This window comes from Motilimonas eburnea (assembly GCF_021295345.1).
Lineage (GTDB): Bacteria > Pseudomonadota > Gammaproteobacteria > Enterobacterales > CBDFNC01 > Motilimonas > Motilimonas eburnea.
In genome coordinates, this window is record NZ_JAIMJB010000017.1 from 68,913 (window position 1) to 85,440 (window position 16,528).

15 protein-coding genes are annotated in these 16,528 nt (G+C 48.1%); 4 read left to right on the top strand and 11 right to left on the bottom strand.

Annotated features, from left to right (window positions below; all coding sequences use genetic code 11):
• Positions 1 to 133: 133 nt before the first annotated feature.
• Complete coding sequence (locus K6Y21_RS15885) at positions 134 to 1,348, top strand: pyridoxal-phosphate-dependent aminotransferase family protein (RefSeq protein ID WP_233072868.1); 1,215 nt, start codon at positions 134 to 136, stop codon at positions 1,346 to 1,348.
• 68 nt (positions 1,349 to 1,416) lie between these two features.
• Here the strand turns inward: K6Y21_RS15885 and K6Y21_RS15890 are convergent, their stop codons facing one another.
• From K6Y21_RS15890 to K6Y21_RS15910, 5 genes are all read right to left on the bottom strand, one after another.
• Complete coding sequence (locus K6Y21_RS15890) at positions 1,417 to 1,824, bottom strand: 5-carboxymethyl-2-hydroxymuconate Delta-isomerase (RefSeq protein ID WP_233072869.1); 408 nt, start codon at positions 1,822 to 1,824, stop codon at positions 1,417 to 1,419.
• Between the two features lie 633 nt (positions 1,825 to 2,457).
• A complete protein-coding gene (locus K6Y21_RS15895; protein WP_233072870.1) occupies positions 2,458 to 2,748 on the bottom strand; it encodes a hypothetical protein in 291 nt (96 codons plus the stop codon).
• 68 nt (positions 2,749 to 2,816) lie between these two features.
• Positions 2,817 to 3,350, bottom strand: coding sequence for a DUF308 domain-containing protein (locus tag K6Y21_RS15900; protein ID WP_233072871.1), 534 nt, complete (start codon positions 3,348 to 3,350; stop codon positions 2,817 to 2,819).
• Between the two features lie 9 nt (positions 3,351 to 3,359).
• On the bottom strand, positions 3,360 to 3,857 hold the full coding sequence (locus tag K6Y21_RS15905) for a hypothetical protein (protein WP_233072872.1): 498 nt from the start codon (positions 3,855 to 3,857) through the stop codon (positions 3,360 to 3,362).
• Between the two features lie 94 nt (positions 3,858 to 3,951).
• Positions 3,952 to 4,440 (bottom strand): hypothetical protein, encoded by a 489-nt coding sequence (locus K6Y21_RS15910; RefSeq protein WP_233072873.1) that lies wholly within the window; start codon positions 4,438 to 4,440, stop codon positions 3,952 to 3,954.
• A 356-nt stretch (positions 4,441 to 4,796) separates the two neighbouring features.
• Here K6Y21_RS15910 and K6Y21_RS15915 point away from each other — a divergent pair, with 356 nt between their 5' ends.
• From K6Y21_RS15915 to K6Y21_RS15925, 3 genes are read left to right on the top strand one after another with little or no spacing between them, the layout of a single operon-like run.
• A complete protein-coding gene (locus K6Y21_RS15915) occupies positions 4,797 to 5,891 on the top strand; it encodes an efflux RND transporter periplasmic adaptor subunit (RefSeq protein WP_233072874.1) in 1,095 nt (364 codons plus the stop codon).
• A gap of 1 nt (position 5,892) precedes the next feature.
• On the top strand, positions 5,893 to 6,972 hold the full coding sequence (locus K6Y21_RS15920) for an efflux RND transporter periplasmic adaptor subunit (RefSeq protein WP_233072875.1): 1,080 nt from the start codon (positions 5,893 to 5,895) through the stop codon (positions 6,970 to 6,972).
• Positions 6,973 to 6,980: 8 nt separating this feature from the next.
• Complete coding sequence (locus K6Y21_RS15925; RefSeq protein ID WP_233072876.1) at positions 6,981 to 10,055, top strand: efflux RND transporter permease subunit; 3,075 nt, start codon at positions 6,981 to 6,983, stop codon at positions 10,053 to 10,055.
• A gap of 94 nt (positions 10,056 to 10,149) precedes the next feature.
• On the opposite strand, the gene K6Y21_RS15930 is transcribed toward K6Y21_RS15925, so the two are convergent.
• The 6 genes from K6Y21_RS15930 to K6Y21_RS15955 all read right to left on the bottom strand — a co-directional run bounded on the left by K6Y21_RS15930 (position 10,150) and on the right by K6Y21_RS15955 (position 16,470).
• Positions 10,150 to 11,079: an endonuclease/exonuclease/phosphatase family protein gene (locus K6Y21_RS15930; RefSeq protein WP_233072877.1), complete on the bottom strand. Its 930-nt coding sequence runs from the start codon at positions 11,077 to 11,079 to the stop codon at positions 10,150 to 10,152.
• 193 nt (positions 11,080 to 11,272) lie between these two features.
• Entirely contained in the window at positions 11,273 to 12,640 is a 1,368-nt protein-coding gene (locus K6Y21_RS15935; protein WP_233072878.1) for a DEAD/DEAH box helicase, read from the bottom strand.
• A gap of 125 nt (positions 12,641 to 12,765) precedes the next feature.
• Positions 12,766 to 13,434 (bottom strand): YoaK family protein, encoded by a 669-nt coding sequence (locus K6Y21_RS15940; RefSeq protein ID WP_233072879.1) that lies wholly within the window; start codon positions 13,432 to 13,434, stop codon positions 12,766 to 12,768.
• A 116-nt stretch (positions 13,435 to 13,550) separates the two neighbouring features.
• On the bottom strand, positions 13,551 to 14,684 hold the full coding sequence (locus K6Y21_RS15945) for a 1-acyl-sn-glycerol-3-phosphate acyltransferase (RefSeq protein WP_233072880.1): 1,134 nt from the start codon (positions 14,682 to 14,684) through the stop codon (positions 13,551 to 13,553).
• Positions 14,685 to 14,744: 60 nt separating this feature from the next.
• A complete protein-coding gene (locus K6Y21_RS15950) occupies positions 14,745 to 15,434 on the bottom strand; it encodes a 7-cyano-7-deazaguanine/7-aminomethyl-7-deazaguanine transporter (protein WP_233072881.1) in 690 nt (229 codons plus the stop codon).
• A 127-nt stretch (positions 15,435 to 15,561) separates the two neighbouring features.
• Positions 15,562 to 16,470, bottom strand: a complete 909-nt coding sequence (locus K6Y21_RS15955) for a LysR family transcriptional regulator (protein WP_233072882.1) — start codon at positions 16,468 to 16,470, stop codon at positions 15,562 to 15,564.
• Positions 16,471 to 16,528 lie beyond the last annotated feature (58 nt).

Here is a 16,528-nt window from a genome sequence, read left to right on the forward strand (position 1 = left end):
GACTTTACCCACAGTCTTTTAGTCATTTATACCACTTTCAATGCATATTGGCTTTAACCTAAGCCGCATTCCCAGCTAAAATGGATAACTTTTTGTTACTTTGTGCTGATTTTGCCTGCTAAGGACCCCTATCATGTATATCCAAGTGCCTAATATTGTTCCTTTGGACAATATTCTACCCGATGAACCCCTGTTGATGATGGGAGCAGGCCCAGTCCCGATTCCGGCTAAGGTTGCCTCAGCCAACTCGATCGTCATCAATCACCTTGGCAACACCATGGCGCAAATTATTGAGCAAGTCAAAGCCATGGCACGTTATGTATTTCAAACCGAATCACAACACATCCTCGGGGTGGCGGGCCCCGGCTCGGCCGCAATGGAAATGGCCATCGTCAACCTCGTTGAAGCCGATGACAAGGTATTGAGCATCTGTAATGGCTTCTTCAGCTCACGATTGGCTGAAATGGCCACTCGAGCACAAGCCAATGTGACACGTTATACCGTCCCGAACGGGGAATTTGCCGATATTGAAGAAGTCGCTCGGCTAATCGAGGAGATACAGCCAAGGGTGCTGACCATAGTGCAAGGGGAAACCTCCAACACGGTTTTTAATCGCTCGTTACCTGAAATCTGTGCCTTAGCCAAAAAGCATCATTGCCTGGTCATCGTTGATGCAGTGTGTACCTTAAGTACGATGCCACTTGAAATGGATAAATGGCATATTGATGCGGTGATCACCGGCGGTCAAAAAGGCTTGTCTTCCATTCCTGGGGTGTCCTTAGTGGCATTTTCGGATCAAGCATGGCAGGTCATTTCAAACCGAAAGGAAACCCTGCGTCATTGGTGTTTAGACGCCAAGTTAGCCGATCAATTTTGGTATAAAAAGTCTTACCATTATACCGCTCCCGTTTCCGGTATCTTGGCGCTACACGAAGCCTTACGCTTAGTGTGCAATGAAACCCTGCCCAAACGCTTTGAACGACACTTGATTTGCTCGCGTGCATTGCAAGCCAGTATTGAGGCGATGGGATTGTCCTTGTACGTCCCCGCACCCGCACGCTTAAATTCGGTGGTGGGCATCAATGTTCCTGACACGATCAATTCGATGGAGCTACTTAACTTTATGTCGAGCCATTACAAGGTCGAAATCTCAGGCTCCTTTGGCCCCAATATCGTGAGGATAGGCCAAATGGGAGAGCAGAGCCGCGCCCATAACTTGTTTCGTACCGTGCACGCCTTCGGTTCGAGCATGAAAGCCCTTGGCAAAGAGGTTGATCTACCCAATGGCGTTGCCGTGCTAGAAGCCAGCTTACAACCCTTGAGCCCTTCATCCACCAGCAACTTATAACCCATCCGCTGCTTCGGCCACGGCCTGACCTAGGCTGAAGCAGTTACTAGCGAGTAATGCGTGAGTAACTAGTTACAATAGACCCTTTCTTTGTCTACCGCTTGTAATGCAACCCGGTGCTGGCCGACACAACTGTGCTCTGCCTCGCGTATATCGACATCCACATTGTTCACCGTAGGAAAGGTGTTGGCTAACACCGACAATAAAGTATTGGCCAGTCGCTTCTTCTCACCAAAGTCATACCTTGGTTCAACCACAACCGCTAAATGGACAAAGCTGGTGATACTGCCACCCACTAAATATTGATGATAATCCTGACAACGCACATGGATATCATCCGTTGCAAACAGCTCACTGTTTACAACCTCTTGGTGTAGGCCAAGCAACAACTTATCTGAATCGAAGGTATGGGTAAGATTATGTGAATATTCAAGCACTAAATGAGGCACAAACACATCTCCAGTCGCGATAAACAAGGGCTAGCGGCTTCATCTTGCCGCACTATCAAGACAATTTTATTGCATTGGCGCTTGCTGCAAAAATAAAGCTAGTCTCAAGCATAGCCGCCAACAGCCAGTGCAAGGAGTGAAATATCGCCTTTTCAAGGAACGTTAAGCTATATGTTTATACAAAATAGCGCCTAAACAATCTTTGGCAAATGCTGCCAGCTACCTGTTAGATGAGGCGAGGTGAAGTAAGGAGAGTGACTGCTTAGCCTCTGTTCTTTATATCCAAGACACCTCAAGGTGCAGGATGCACGAAGCCAGACTAATGGAGAGATTCCCATTTAATTAGCGCCTAAACAATCTTTGGCAAATGCTGCCAGCTACCTGTTAGGTGAGGTGAAGTAAGGAGAGTGATTGCTTAGCCTCTGTTCTTTATACCCAAGACACCTCAAGGTGCAGGATGCACGACGCCAGACTGATGGAGAGATTCCCATTTAATTAGCGCCTAAACAATCTTTGGCAAATGCTGCCAGCTACCTGTTAGATGAGGCGAAGTGAAGTAAGGAGAGTGACTGCCTAGCCTCTGTTCTTTATATCCAAGACACCTCAAGGTGCAGGATGCACGAAGCCAGACTAATGGAGAGATTCCCATTTAATTAGCGCCTAAACAATCTTTGTCAGATGCTGCCAGCTACCTGTTAGATGAGAAGAGGTGAGTGACTGCTTAGCTTCTGTTCCTCCTTGTATTTCAACGCAGTGGCCACAAGCCTGCAGACATAAGTGCCAAACGGCTTGCTTAGAAGTCAAATTCAGGCAATTAATTTGCGCGGCGCATAAATGCCCTTGTGCAAATAAGCGAGCCAATGTGGCTTGGTCGATCTCCAACTGGATCTTAGGCGTGTTATCTTGCACCACTGGCCGTTGCTGTTGGCATTGGCTGTCTGTCGTTTTCATTCGCGGCCCCCAAAAACTTAGCATCAAACCCAGCCAACCACTTTAATGAAAATGACAATCAATATCAACTATGGCATGCGAGCCTGACTGGCAAGAGTCAGCCAAACATTGGCGCCAGCAATTAAGATATTCAAACCAAATAACACACCAATTAACCAAGCAGCGCCGGTGGCACCCGATAGAATCAGCACCAAGCCTAATAAAGCCGTGATGCCGTGGCGTAATTGCCACCAAAAGGAAGGGTTCACAATTCGCCGCTCAGTAAGCCAGCCCATCACACCGGAAAAGATTAACCCAACCCCGATGATTAATCCGGCCACCGATAAGGTTAACGAGGGAACCAGCAGTAATAATAAGCCTAGCAAGCAAAAAATAAGTGGCATAAGATTACTGGTTTCATTAATGCCGCAACGACTTAAATGACGGTTGTAGAGCCAACCCAAGCCCCCACATGCAAGCAAAGCCACCCCTAATATCATCACCGACAAGGTGGCAAAGTAGACAGGTAAAATAACAGCTAATGCACCTATCACCATCATCAGTATGGCGGCCAACTTGGCACTTTTTTGCATTTCCTTGGGCACATTAGTATATAGCTGCATGGGGGCTCCTTAGCTTAATGAAAGTTCACATTCACTGTCACTGACATCAATGACCAATGACTTTTTGCCTGCTTCTGCTGCCAAGGCTAACCACTTTGTTGGCACCACAAACGCGTGGCCGTCTTTACCAAATAACTTAACTTGTTTGTTGAGTTGATCGCGATGCTGCTCTGGATTAAAACCTTTAGCGTAACAAATCATGCCACGTTCAACGGGTGACACATCACCGCCCACATTATTAATGATATATATGCCGTGAATACCTTCCGCCATTAGGATCAACTGGGGCTGAATTTTAGCTGGCTCTATGTGCTGCCAATCTGGCCAAAATTCCCCCCCGCTGAGCACCACTTCACTTTCGGTTTGGCCGTCTTCATTCACCAACTCACCATTGGGGTAGCAGGCCGGGTTCCATAAATCATCATAGGTTGGTGTCAATAACGAAGCCTGTTTGGCTTCAGCCAGCATGGCTTGTAAACGGGTAAGGTCAAAAGATATCTGATTCATGTTTCACTCATTTCACGGCAAAAATTAGCGCCATTATGGCAAAAATATGCGCCCCTAACAGCTCCTTTTCCCATCTCTTGCTTAAACCCAAGGCTTAACGAAATAGATAATCGGTTTGCTCCGGTTTTTCCTTTTCTATGTCGCTGAAGCCACGAAACAAGGCAAAAAACAAACAGAACAATGAAAATAAGATCACAAGCGTTGGCTGCCAGTTATGGCCGATGGCTTCAATGGGCTTAATTAGCGAGTAGCCGTCGATCTGAATGGATAAAATAGGCGGAAAAAAAGCGCTGCAAAAAAACAGCACCGGATACCAAAGACAGACATAAAAAAACAACCGACCAGACTGCAGAAAACCGATCAGCAGCCCCAAGATCGCCCCAAATAAAATGGCGTAAACACTGGCAGTGACGGTCACTACCAACCAATACATCACTTGCTCAGCTAACGCACCTGAAAACCATTGGCCAAGTAGTGCCACTAATGCCTTATTGGTCACTAACCAAACCTGCACATCCTGTACATAGCTAATATTTAAAAAGGCATAACAATAAGGCAATGCAAAGCCTGTTACTACTGCCATAAAAATGACCAACAACCCACGAACTACAACCATATCGACTCTCGCTGATAGCAATAACTTTATTGAAGCAGGTTTTGCTAACGAAAGCATGAATTGAAATGCTTGGAGCATGAAAATGTGAGACAGCCGATATTATTCAGGTGTTTACCTTTAGTTATGTCCTGTCAATGGGGCTCAGGGCATCCCTGCTATCAAGCTCGCCGTGAACCAGCAAAATCGTTGCGTGATCACGAAAAGGTTTTTTTTACTTACCTCGTCCTAAAAAAAACCTATTTGGGTTATAAATAACTGGCTGACTTCAGTACACTTAAATCACCAAGTTAGCCATCTTCTATCAAATTAGAACGGATAATCGAATGAAAAAACTGGCCCCCCTCAGCCTGTTACTCGTCGCAAGCGCATTATTGCTCAGCGCTTGCGCCGAAGAAGCGCCCGCAACGGCCAATCAGCCTGAAATAAAACGCCCCGTCAAAGTAAGCCAAATTAACCTTGCGGATACCAAACGCTCGCGCACCCTGCCAGGTGAGGTGCAAGCATCAAACCGTGCCGTGATGTCATTTCAAGTTGGCGGCGCCATTGCTGAAATACTAGTCCGCCCTGGACAAACCGTGAAGGCCGGTACTGTGCTAGCAAAGCTGGATGCCGCCCTGTATCAACAGCAACATGATATCGCTCAAGCGCAGTACAATTTAGCTAAAGTGCTGTTCAACCGCTCGCAAGAATTGGTTAAACGAGGCGTGATATCCCGTAACGACTTTGACAAAGTAAAGCGCGACTACAGCGTCGCTCAAGCCGCCCTTGATAAAACCAATAACGACCTGAGCTATACCCAGTTAGTCGCCCCCTATGATGGCATTGTGGCGGCAAGGTTTAAGGAAGTATTTGAGTTTACCGCCCCCAAGGAATCGGTGTTAACTATTCAAACGGATACCTTGGTCGATGTAAACTTTCAATTGCCCGAGCAATTCATTGGCATGTATCAAAATCAGGAACACACTAGTTCAGCTCACCCCTCACAGCAGCCCAATGACAGCTATGCCGTGAAGGTTAAATTCCCCAGCAGAGATCAATGGTTTGATGCGCATATCACGGAACTCAGTACCATTGCCGACAGTACAACCGGCAGTTACACGGTGATCTTAAGATTACCTCGCCCAGACAAACTGAATGTTTTTCCTGGCATGTCGGCGTCGGTACGTATCAGCCTGCCAGCTAAAAGCGATGGCTCACAGCCTAAGGTCCCAGCAAGCGCAGTGGTGAAAGAGAACGGTCAAGATTTCGTTTTCCGACTCAACGAAACTCAACAACGAGTGGAGAAGGTTGCCGTGACCCTTGCCGAAGGCCGCTTAGTGGATGGTTTAATGGATGGCGACCTCTTAGTGACGGTAGGTGCAAATGAATTGCAGGATGGTCAACCCGCCGTGCGCTGGGTGAAGGAGCGAGGACTCTAATATGAAACTAATCAAAACCACGCCATTATTCGTGCTCTCTATGGCCTTACTCGGCTGCCAAGAGGTTGAGATAAAAGATAAACCGCCGGTTGCGGTAGAGGTATACCAAATCCCTCAAGCCAGCAATAAAGTTGAGCGCGTCTTCAACGCCGTGGCCCGCGCCCAAGATCTCACTAAGCTATCCTTTCGTGTTGACGGCAAAATCGCCAATATCTTAGTCACCAACGGTCAAAAGGTTAAGCAAGGCGACCTGCTGGCAGTGCTGGATAAGCGCGATTATGAGGTAAACTTAAATGATCGCCGAGCACGCATGCAATCGACTTACAATCAGTTCCAGCGCGCGCAAAAAATGCTCGATAAACAACTGATGGCGCAATCTGAATACGACCAAATGCGAGCTCAATATTTGGTCGCCAAAGCGCAAAACCGCAGTGCTGAGCTAGAGTTAAGTTATACCGAACTACGCGCCCCTTTTGATGGCATTGTCAGTGATGTCGCACTGGATTCTTTTGTCAATATCCAGCCCGGTACCGAAGTGCTAACCATGCACAAGCTCGAGTTCATCGAAGTTGATGTGCAGGTACCCGATACGTTATTAGCCGTATCAAAACGCAATGAGTACAAAGAACATCGCCGTCAATACAAGGTGGTGTTTGAAGCCTACCCAAGCCAAACCTTTGTCGGCACCACGTTGGAGGTAAACACTGAGAAGGATCCAGCCACCAAGACCTATATTGTCACCCTCAATGTGCCCCTGGATCCTCAATATCCCGTGCTCCAAGGCATGCCCGCACAAGTTGAGGTAGACCTGAATGATGTGACCTACACCTACTCTCGCGCTCAAACCATTCCATTAAGTGCTGTGGCCATGCTCGACGGCGATCAACTGGAGCAACAAACCGCCAGTGTGTGGGTCTATCAAGCCGACAGCCAAACCGTCACCCAACGCCAAGTGACCCTTGGCGTGATCACAGGCACCATGATAGAAATCACCCAAGGCCTAAATGACGGCGAAGTGATCATTGCCAGCGGGGTTAATCGCCTCGTTGAAGGACAACAAGTTGCGTTGAGAAAAGGATAAACACCAAGATGAACATTGCAGGTTACTTTATTAAAAATACCGTCATCAGTTGGATGTTTATTCTGATCCTTCTGATTGGTGGCTCAGTGGCGTTCACCGGTTTGGGTCAACTCGAAGATCCGCCTTTTACCATTAAAGACGCCATCGTGGTCACCATGTACCCCGGCGCCACCTCAACCGAAGTAGAAGAAGAGGTGACCTACCCAATTGAAAAAGCCATCATGGCCCTGCCCTATGTTGATGAAATCAAGTCATTAAGCACAGCAGGTATGTCACAGGTCACCATCACCATGAAAAATATCTATGGCCCCAATGAGTTGCCACAGATATGGGACGAATTGCGGCGCAAGGTCAACGATATGTCTGGCAAACTGCCCCCCGGCGTTGGCCAACCTATGGTCAACGATGATTTTGGTGACGTGTTTGGCATTATGCTGATGATCAGCGGTAAAGATTACAGCTACAAAGACTTATCAGATTACGTTGACTACGTCAGCCGCGAGCTCGAACTCGTGCCAGGTGTCAGTAAGGTGTCTGCGGCCGGTAAGCAAAATGAGCAGGTATTTATTGAAATATCTCTTAACAAACTGGCCAGCTCGAACATCGACCCTTCCTTAATCATGAGCTTGCTCAACTCACAAAACATGGTGACCGATGCCGGTAACATTCGCATCAGTAGTGACAATATTCGGTTGCGTCCAAGTGGTGCATTTAAATCGGTTAAAGAGCTGGAAGACCTCGTGATCCCAGGGACTTCAGGCAACAAATTGATCTTTTTGAAAGACGTGGCAACGGTCAGCCGAGGTTACCAAGATATCCCCAGCAACTTAATTAGCTTCAATCAACATCAAGCCATCAACCTGGGTATTTCATTTACTTCAGGCGTTAATGTGGTCGACGTGGGCAAGGCCGTGGCTGATAAGCTTGCCGACATTGACTATGCTCGCCCTGCGGGCATGATCATCGAAACCATGTATAGCCAGCCCACTGAGGTCGATAAATCCGTTTCCAGCTTTGTTTGGAACTTGATTGCCGCGGTCGTGATTGTGGTCGGGGTATTGCTATTCTTTATGGGCTTTAAGAGCGGTGTCCTTATCGGCATTATCTTATTCCTGACCTGTTTAGGCACCTTTATGCTGATGTTACAGGCCGAGATCGAACTGCAACGCATCTCGTTAGGGGCGCTGATTATTGCACTGGGTATGTTGGTCGATAACGCCATCGTTGTCGTAGAGGGCATCTTGATCGGCCGCCAACGCGGACAAACGACCCTTGAGGCAGCTCAAGGCATCGTGAAACAAACCATTTGGCCGCTACTGGCCGCCACCGTCATCGCGATAGCCGCATTTGCACCGATTGGCTTATCGCCCGACTCAACGGGTGAGTTTGCCGGCTCATTATTCTGGGTGCTGCTGTTTTCACTGTTTTTATCTTGGATCACGGCCATCACGATCACACCCTTTTTGGCCGATTTGTTTTTCAAAGACAACACCACAGACAATGCAACCGACGAACAGAAAGATCCCTATGGCGGCGCATTTTTCACACTTTACAAAAAGTTACTCGATGTTTGTCTACGATTTAGATGGACCAGTGTGGTGCTCGTGGTTGTCGCATTCGCGGCCTCTGTCGTTGGGTTTGGGTTCGTCAAACAATCCTTCTTCCCTCCTTCAACTACGCCCATATTCTTAGTCGATGTATGGCTACCCGAGGGCACGGACATTCGCCAAACCCAAACCACGGTAGCGAAAATGGAAGCGGATGCGCTCAAACTTGAACACATTGAGTTCGTCACCACCACAGTAGGTAAAGGCTTTCAACGCTTCTTGCTCACTTACTCGCCAGAGAAAAACTACGGTGCTTACGCGCAAATTGCTGTTCGTACCACTGCCTTTGATAATCTAGAGCCCACCATGGTCGCCCTGCGCCAACAGCTCGAAAGTCAGTATCCACAAGCGCAATACAAGTTTAAGCGTCTTGAGATAGGCCCATCGACCGACGCTAAGATAGAGGCCCGTATTGTGGGTGCCGATCCCGATGTATTGCGCCAAATTGGGGTGCAAGTGATGGCGATATTTAACGCCACTCCGGGCACGGTTAATGTGCGCCACAACTGGCGCGAACGAGTGAAATATATCGAACCCCAATTTAATGAAACCCAAGGCCGACGCTTGGGGATCAGTAAACGCGATGTCGACAGCACCTTGGCCTTTGCCTTCTCTGGATTGCCAGTCGGCCTTTATCGTGAAGGGACGTCGCTGCTGCCTATCATCAGCCGCCTGCCCGAAGAAGAGCGCATCGATATAGAGTCACTAGAAAGCTTACGGATATGGAGCCCTGCGTTGAATGCATATGTGCCAATGCAACAGGTTGTAGATGGTTTTGCGGTGAAGTTTGAAGATCCCATCATTCAACGCCAAGACCGCAAACGCACACTGACCGTCTTTGCCGACGCCGACTTTGAATATGACTTATTGCCTGCGGCACTATTTGCCAAGGTAAAACCTCAGGTTGAAGCGCTCGAATTACCCGACGGCTATGAGCTGCAATGGGGCGGTGAATATGAATCATCACAAGATGCTCAGGCGGCATTATTTGCTACCTTACCATTGGGTTTCTTGTTCATGTTCTTGATCACCGTGTTCCTATTTAACTCAGTGCGCAAACCGCTGGTGATCTGGGCGTGTGTGCCATTAGCCTTAATCGGGATTACCTCAGGCCTGCTGGTATTGGATAAACCCTTTAGCTTTATGGCGCTGCTGGGGATGCTGAGTTTATCGGGCATGCTATTGAAAAACGGCATCGTGTTACTTGATCAAATCAATATCGAAATTGCCGAAGGTAAAGAGCCTTACCAAGCCGTGTTTGACTCCACAGTGAGCCGCGTGCGCCCGGTATGTATGGCAGCGGTCACCACTATCTTAGGTATTTTGCCCTTGATCACCGACGCTTTCTTTGAGTCCATGGCGGCAGTGGTGATGTTTGGTCTTGGCGTGGCCACCATACTTACCTTGTTAATCGTCCCTGTGCTGTACATCATTTTCTTTAAAGTGAAATACAGACAATATACAGATTTCGCTTAACAGCCCTTACCCTCAATTAGCCAAGGTGCAATCCCCATTTGTATCTTGGCTATCCTTACTAACGCCATGTCATGGCGCCTCAATCAAGCTAAACCTATCGACATAGACTGGTTAACTTCACGACCACAGCAGCATGGTCACTCGCTTGGCTGTGCTCGGCAAAGTCAGCGTGGGTTAAATGGTGATCCAAACATTCATACCCTGTTACCAAACCAATTTGTTGGCCATAGTTTGAAGCAAACTCGCCCGACAATAAGATGTAATCTAATATCCGTCCGTGCACCCCATAATAATGGGTTGGTCGACGCTCATCTGTGGTGGCAAAAAGCGAATAGCTATCGTGCATCGACCAAGTGTTTTCACTGTCTATCGCCTTAGGGCTTGGCGTAGCAAAGGCTAGCGGCAACGCCCCCTGAGAGAGGTCGTCATTAAAGTCTCCAAACACCACCACCCCCTGCTTAACCTGTTGGCGTTGCAACAAAATGTCTTGCATCAACAGGCTCATTTCTTGGCTGCGCAATTGGTCACTGGCCCAACGCCCCATATAATGCTCGAGCTCACTGGCTTGCGCCGCTGTATCACGATCAAGGAGGGCACGTTTTGATTTTAAATGCACGACATACAAGCGCAAAGCACCAAAACCGGGGACACTAACCTGCGCAATAAGTGGCTCACGACTAAACAAATGTGCCGCTAAATCATCATGTAAGGACTTTGTATCTAATGGATACTTACTTGCTAATGCTAACCCAGGTTTGATGAACACATGGCTATCCGACGTTTGTTCGGGCAAGGTCGAGATAAAATGCCCATAGCCTTGCTCGGCACACACACTGGCCAGTTCAGCAGCGGAAAAGACTTCCTGAAAACCGATCACATCGGCTTTCGCATCAGAGAGAGTTTGAGCGATCCAGTCTTGCTTTTTCTGCCACTGCTGCGCGCTTAAAATATTGTCTATTTCATAAGCCGCATTAGGAGGTGCGACAAAATTGAGTAAATTAAGCGTCATCAAAGTAAGTTGCATTATCCCTCCTCATGATCCTTGTTTGTAGAAGCGGTTTTTGGTGGGAATGTTCTTTCGTGGGAGCGGAATTCATTCCGCGAAACAGCGCGTGGTAGACACGTTAATCGCGGTTTAAAAACCGCTCCCACAGGGTTTCTCTCCAATAAGGCTTCCCACCAAAGCCTAGCTCCCACTAACAGGCATCAGCCCCAAACTATTTATTCTTCCAATTAGCCCAAGCATCATCCACCATGGCTTGAGCGGCAGCCAAGGGGTCTTTACCACGCTTAGTCGTGCCTTTCACCTTATTCTGACTCTGACTGTTATGACCGCTTTGGGCTTGCTTACGTTTCTTTTTACCCATGCCGGGTGCGGGGATCGCAGGCTTAGCAAGGCGTGACGGACAACCTGCAGGCGCCTCAGCATCGGCCTCAAATCCCTCGTACTGCTCACGTGGCAGACGAAATTTGTTTTTCTTTTCAATCAACTTAAAGTGCTGGTATTCATCATGAGCAATCAGCGATAAGGCTAAGCCCGCTGCACCCGCACGACCACTTCGGCCAATACGGTGCATATAATCGGCTGGGCTGCGCGGCAGCTCATAGTTAATCACCACGGGTAACTTATCAATGTCGATCCCCCGCGCCGCAATATCGGTGGCAATCAGCACCTCAATCTCACCCACTTTAAAACCCGTTAAGATACGGTTACGCGCCCCTTGCCCTTTGTCGCTGTGAAACACCTGCGCCTTAATTCCCGCTTTTTCTAGCTTTTGTGCCAAACGGTCACAGGTCTTCTTGGCGTTGGCAAAAATTAAGACCTGTGACCACGCATTTTGTTTCACTAAATGACTGAGCAACGCCACCTTTTGGTTTTTATTCACCGTGATAACGCGTTGTTCCAGCGTACTTTGTTGCTGATGTTGCAATTGTAGCGACACCGGGTCGGTCAATAATTTCTCGGTTAAGCTCGTTAATTCTTCTGGAAACGTCGCGGAAAACAGCAAGGTTTGCTTGCGACTAGGCATTAACCTCAATAGGGCCTGTAACTCTTCGGCAAAACCTAAGCTTAACAACCGGTCAGCCTCATCAAGCACCAAGGCCTCAACTTGCTCCAGCTTCAACGCATTATTTGCAATCAAGTCCAATAAACGACCTGGCGTCGCCACCACCACATCGCTACCGCCGCGCAATGCCAACATTTGCGTGTTGGCGGATACCCCACCTTGCACACAGGTTACCTTCATTTTAGGCTGTAAATGTTGGCCGTAAGACGCAAAGCTCGCGCTAACTTGCTGGGCTAATTCTCTTGTGGGTACTAACACCAAGGCTCTCACCCAATTGCCCGAAGCTTTCGCCTTGTTCGGTTTCGCGTTGGCTAAGCGCTGCAAGATAGGCAGGGCGAACGCCGCCGTTTTACCCGATCCGGTATTCGCGCCCGCAAGAATATCCCTCCCCGCCAGCGCAGGTGGGATAATAGACGATTGGATTGCAGTGGGCTTAACATACTTGAGTTCGGCCAAACGAGATAAAAGCGCGGGCATTAACGCTAGGCTGGAGAAATGGGCATCGGCTTGTGGCATAAACTATGGATCATCACTAAAAAGGAATATCCCTATAGTGTACTTAATAATGCCAATAAAGACTTGGGAAATTACCCTAAGCCCGTTCACCTTACCCATCTAAGCTGAATAGGGGCCAGCACGCCCTAATCTAAACGGGGGGGTTTATCCCGCACTAACGCGTGATAAAGCAGGGCTAATAATACGGCCATGGCTGCGGGCACAAGTAAGGCCAAATAGTGCCACTGTTGATACAGGGCCGCCCCAAGCACTCCACCTAATACAAAACCCACGATGATAATGCTAAACAAAATAGCCTTTCGCTTATCAAAAGCTTGGCCGCGCAGCCTTGCCCCTATCATCAAACCTAAATCGGTAAATACGCCGGTGACATGGGTGGTGCGAACAACCGCACCGCTATAGGTGGTGATCAGCGCATTTTGTAAGCCACATGCAGCAGACGCAAAATAATGGCCCCAATTAGAACCGTATTGCAGCGCCAACATGGCTAAGATTAACAAGCCACCTTCAATTAACAGCGCTGAGCCATAATGACGACCTAACTTTAAGGCCGTGTTTTCTATCAACACGCCACTGATCATCGCGCCCACTAGGAAGCTAACAATGACCCAAAAGAGATGAAGCGTAACGGGATTAAGCGTAAACAGGCCAACCCCAAATTGGGTCACCGAGCCAGAAAGATGTGATACGGCCTGATGGTCAAAGCCTAACAAACCGATAGCATTAACGCATCCGGCCAATAAAGCCAACAGAAACGCGCCGTATTCAACCCATTTAGGTAATCGAGTGATCACAAGCAACCTCCTGTAGGAGCACCAGTGATGGTGCGATTTATCGATTGAGGTTTGGCATCTATCGCCGCATGACTGCGGCTCCCACAAGACTGCAGTCCCGCAAATCTAACAGTAGGTTATGCTGTAACTTTGGCGCGATTAAATACCGGCTGAGCATACATGGCCATTACTCGCTCACGTAGTGACTCTGGCACTTGGTTCATGTGATCTTCAAATGCTTGACGATCAACAAAGGTCACCTTTTCTGCCTCTGGCACCTTGGCCGCCAATAAATTAGAAGGATGCAAATAATATTGACGATAAATACAGTCATCGATAGCTTGTGCGACATCCTCGGCTGTCGCAAATTCTTCCGTTAGCGGCTGGCCAAAAGCCACATGAACGTGCCCTTTTTTGCCCTTGATGCCTTCCATAATACTAACAATGTCTTCAAACTCGGCTTTCTCGTATTTACCGTCTTGCTCGGTTGCCACTAACTCACGCGCTTTACTGATATCACCCGGATCATACTCGTAAGAGATCGCAACCGGCACAATTTTGAGCTGCTTGATATAGTCGGGAAAGGCGATTTTCTGCTTCTTACCATGCATGTAGAACATTTTAATGATAGCAGGATCGGTTTTATCATAACCGTCTTTAGCTCGGCCTTCTTTTTGCGCAATCCAAATATTGTTGCCCGTATCTAACGAATCCTTGATATAAGCGGACAAGTGTGAAAACGCTGCCATCATGGCCCGCGGCGCAGTGGCGGAACGCTTCACAATAAAGCTCTTGTTAAGCTTCATTAAATCGGTCACAAACGGCTTTTTCAGTAAGTTATCACCTATGGCAATGCGCACGGTACCAAGTTTATTATGGTACAACCCCCAGTTCACAAATGCCGGGTCCATGGCGATGTCACGGTGATTCGAAACAAATAAATAAGCCTGGTCAGGTTGAAGTTGGTCAAGACCGCAAAATGTCACCTTAGAGGTGGTGGTGTTGATCATACCTTGCATGTATGACGCCACTTCGTCCTGCACTTTTGCCACGGAGTTCAGCCCTGCCCACTTTTTAATCAAGGCTTGCTTAACCAAAGGTTGCATTAGCCAAGGCGCCCAAGTCGCTAAACGCGGAAAGCGGATCTTTGTCATGGCCTCAATGAACTCAGCATCATGGGTGATGCGACGAATTACATCGGCGATCTCACTGTCGTTATAAGGACGAATATCGGCATAAATATCTTCCTTTCCCTGAGTTTCTGTGGTCATTGTTACCTCTGAATGCATGACACGAGTGCAAAAAAACGCCGTATTCTAACCCACTAAGCACTAACGAGCTAATACTTCTACGGCCTTGGCTTTATCTTGATCACATAAGCGCTCAGATTTAAGTAGGTATTTCTGCAACTTAGTCAGAATAACGCCATAGAAAGGCAAAAACACCAACACACTAATCAAGAGTTTAAAGCCATAATCAGCCAGGGCGATTTCAAACCAGTGAGCGGCCATAAAAGCATCGCTGGACTGATAAAAGGCCACAAAAAAGAAAATCAAGGTATCAAGCAAGTTACCCAATACAGTGGACGCTAACGGCGCGACCCACCACTGCGGCCACTGACGCATGCGGTTAAACACCGAAATATCCAGCAATTGACCTAAGCAGTAAGCTAAGAAACTGGCCAGTGCAATGCGGCCAACAAAAGCATTAAACTCGGCCAAGCCTGCCAGCCCTTGGTATTCACCATTAAAGAAGAGCACCGACAATAAGTAAGAAATGACTAATGCCGGCAGCATCACCACAAAAATAATCTTGCGCGCCAAGGCCGCACCAAAGATGCGTACCGTTAAATCCGTTGCCAAAAAGATAAACGGAAAGGTAAACGCGCCCCAAGTAGTGTGCATTCCCAAAATAGTGACCGGCAGTTGCACCAAGTAATTACTGGATGCAATGATGCCAATGTGAAATAGCGATAGAACAAGCAAGGCAAACTTTGCCTGCGTTAAGGTATGAGTATTCATATTGTACCTTTTTGTTGGTTGGGGTGAGGGAACCCAAAAAATCGAGGCGCGATTATACTAAAGCACAGAGCAACAACAAGTGCCTAGCCATCAGCTTGACTGCAATTTGACAGCATGCTCAATAGAATTACAACTGCGCAGTGACCGCGGCAAAATGATCCGCCACCGCATTCGCAACCTGCTTAATCTTTGGCAAATGGGCCTGACGTCGATGCACAACCAAATAGAGCTCGCCAATGCCATACTGACTAATATCCAAAGGTAAAGGTCGTAATGCTTGCAACAAAGGATGATCACAAATCGCCAATGGCAATACCATGGCTCCCACGCCTGCCGCGCAAGCAGCCAGCTGCACATTAAAGTCATCGCTACTAAAACAAGGGGTGAAATGATCAATTTGCGATTGCAGCACTTGGTTAACCTGCAATTGCTCAAAAGGGGGCGCCCAGCAAATCCAATCGATGTCTGCCAGTTCAGGGCGAGCAACGAGCGTCTTAATGTATTCGGGATGCGCATAGGCCGCCATTTCGCTGCGCAGCGAGGCTAAACAAAGCAATTCATTCGAGCTCGGTAACTGGGTTCGTAAGGAAATATCCGCTTCACCACGCGCCAAGTCTAAGGTATCCACGCTACTGATCACTTCCAATTGAATATCAGGAAAACGCTCTCGAACTTGTTTTGCTACCGTTGGCACAATCGTGAACGCAATGCCCGGCGGCGCGGTCACACGCACCTTACCTTTAACTTGGTGTGGCGTTGGCGTTAATGCCAGTTTTGCCTGCTGCGCCCAACACGCCATTTGCTGCGCTGCAGGCAATAACGCACGCCCAGTTTCGGTTAACTGGCACCCTTGGGGCAAGCGGACAAACAAGCTTGTGCCTAAATCACTTTCAAACTCGGCAATGCGTCGACTTAAAGTAGGCTGACCCAACCCTAACAAGCGGGCCGCAGCACTAAAACTGCCCGACTCTGCAACAGCAAGAAACAATTTAAGATCTTGCCAATTTGGCCCCGTTTGCTGACCGCTCAAGTCCATTACCTCTTACTCAAATTAACTCGTTTGGTCAGCAGAATAGCACCGTAAATGAGTGGAT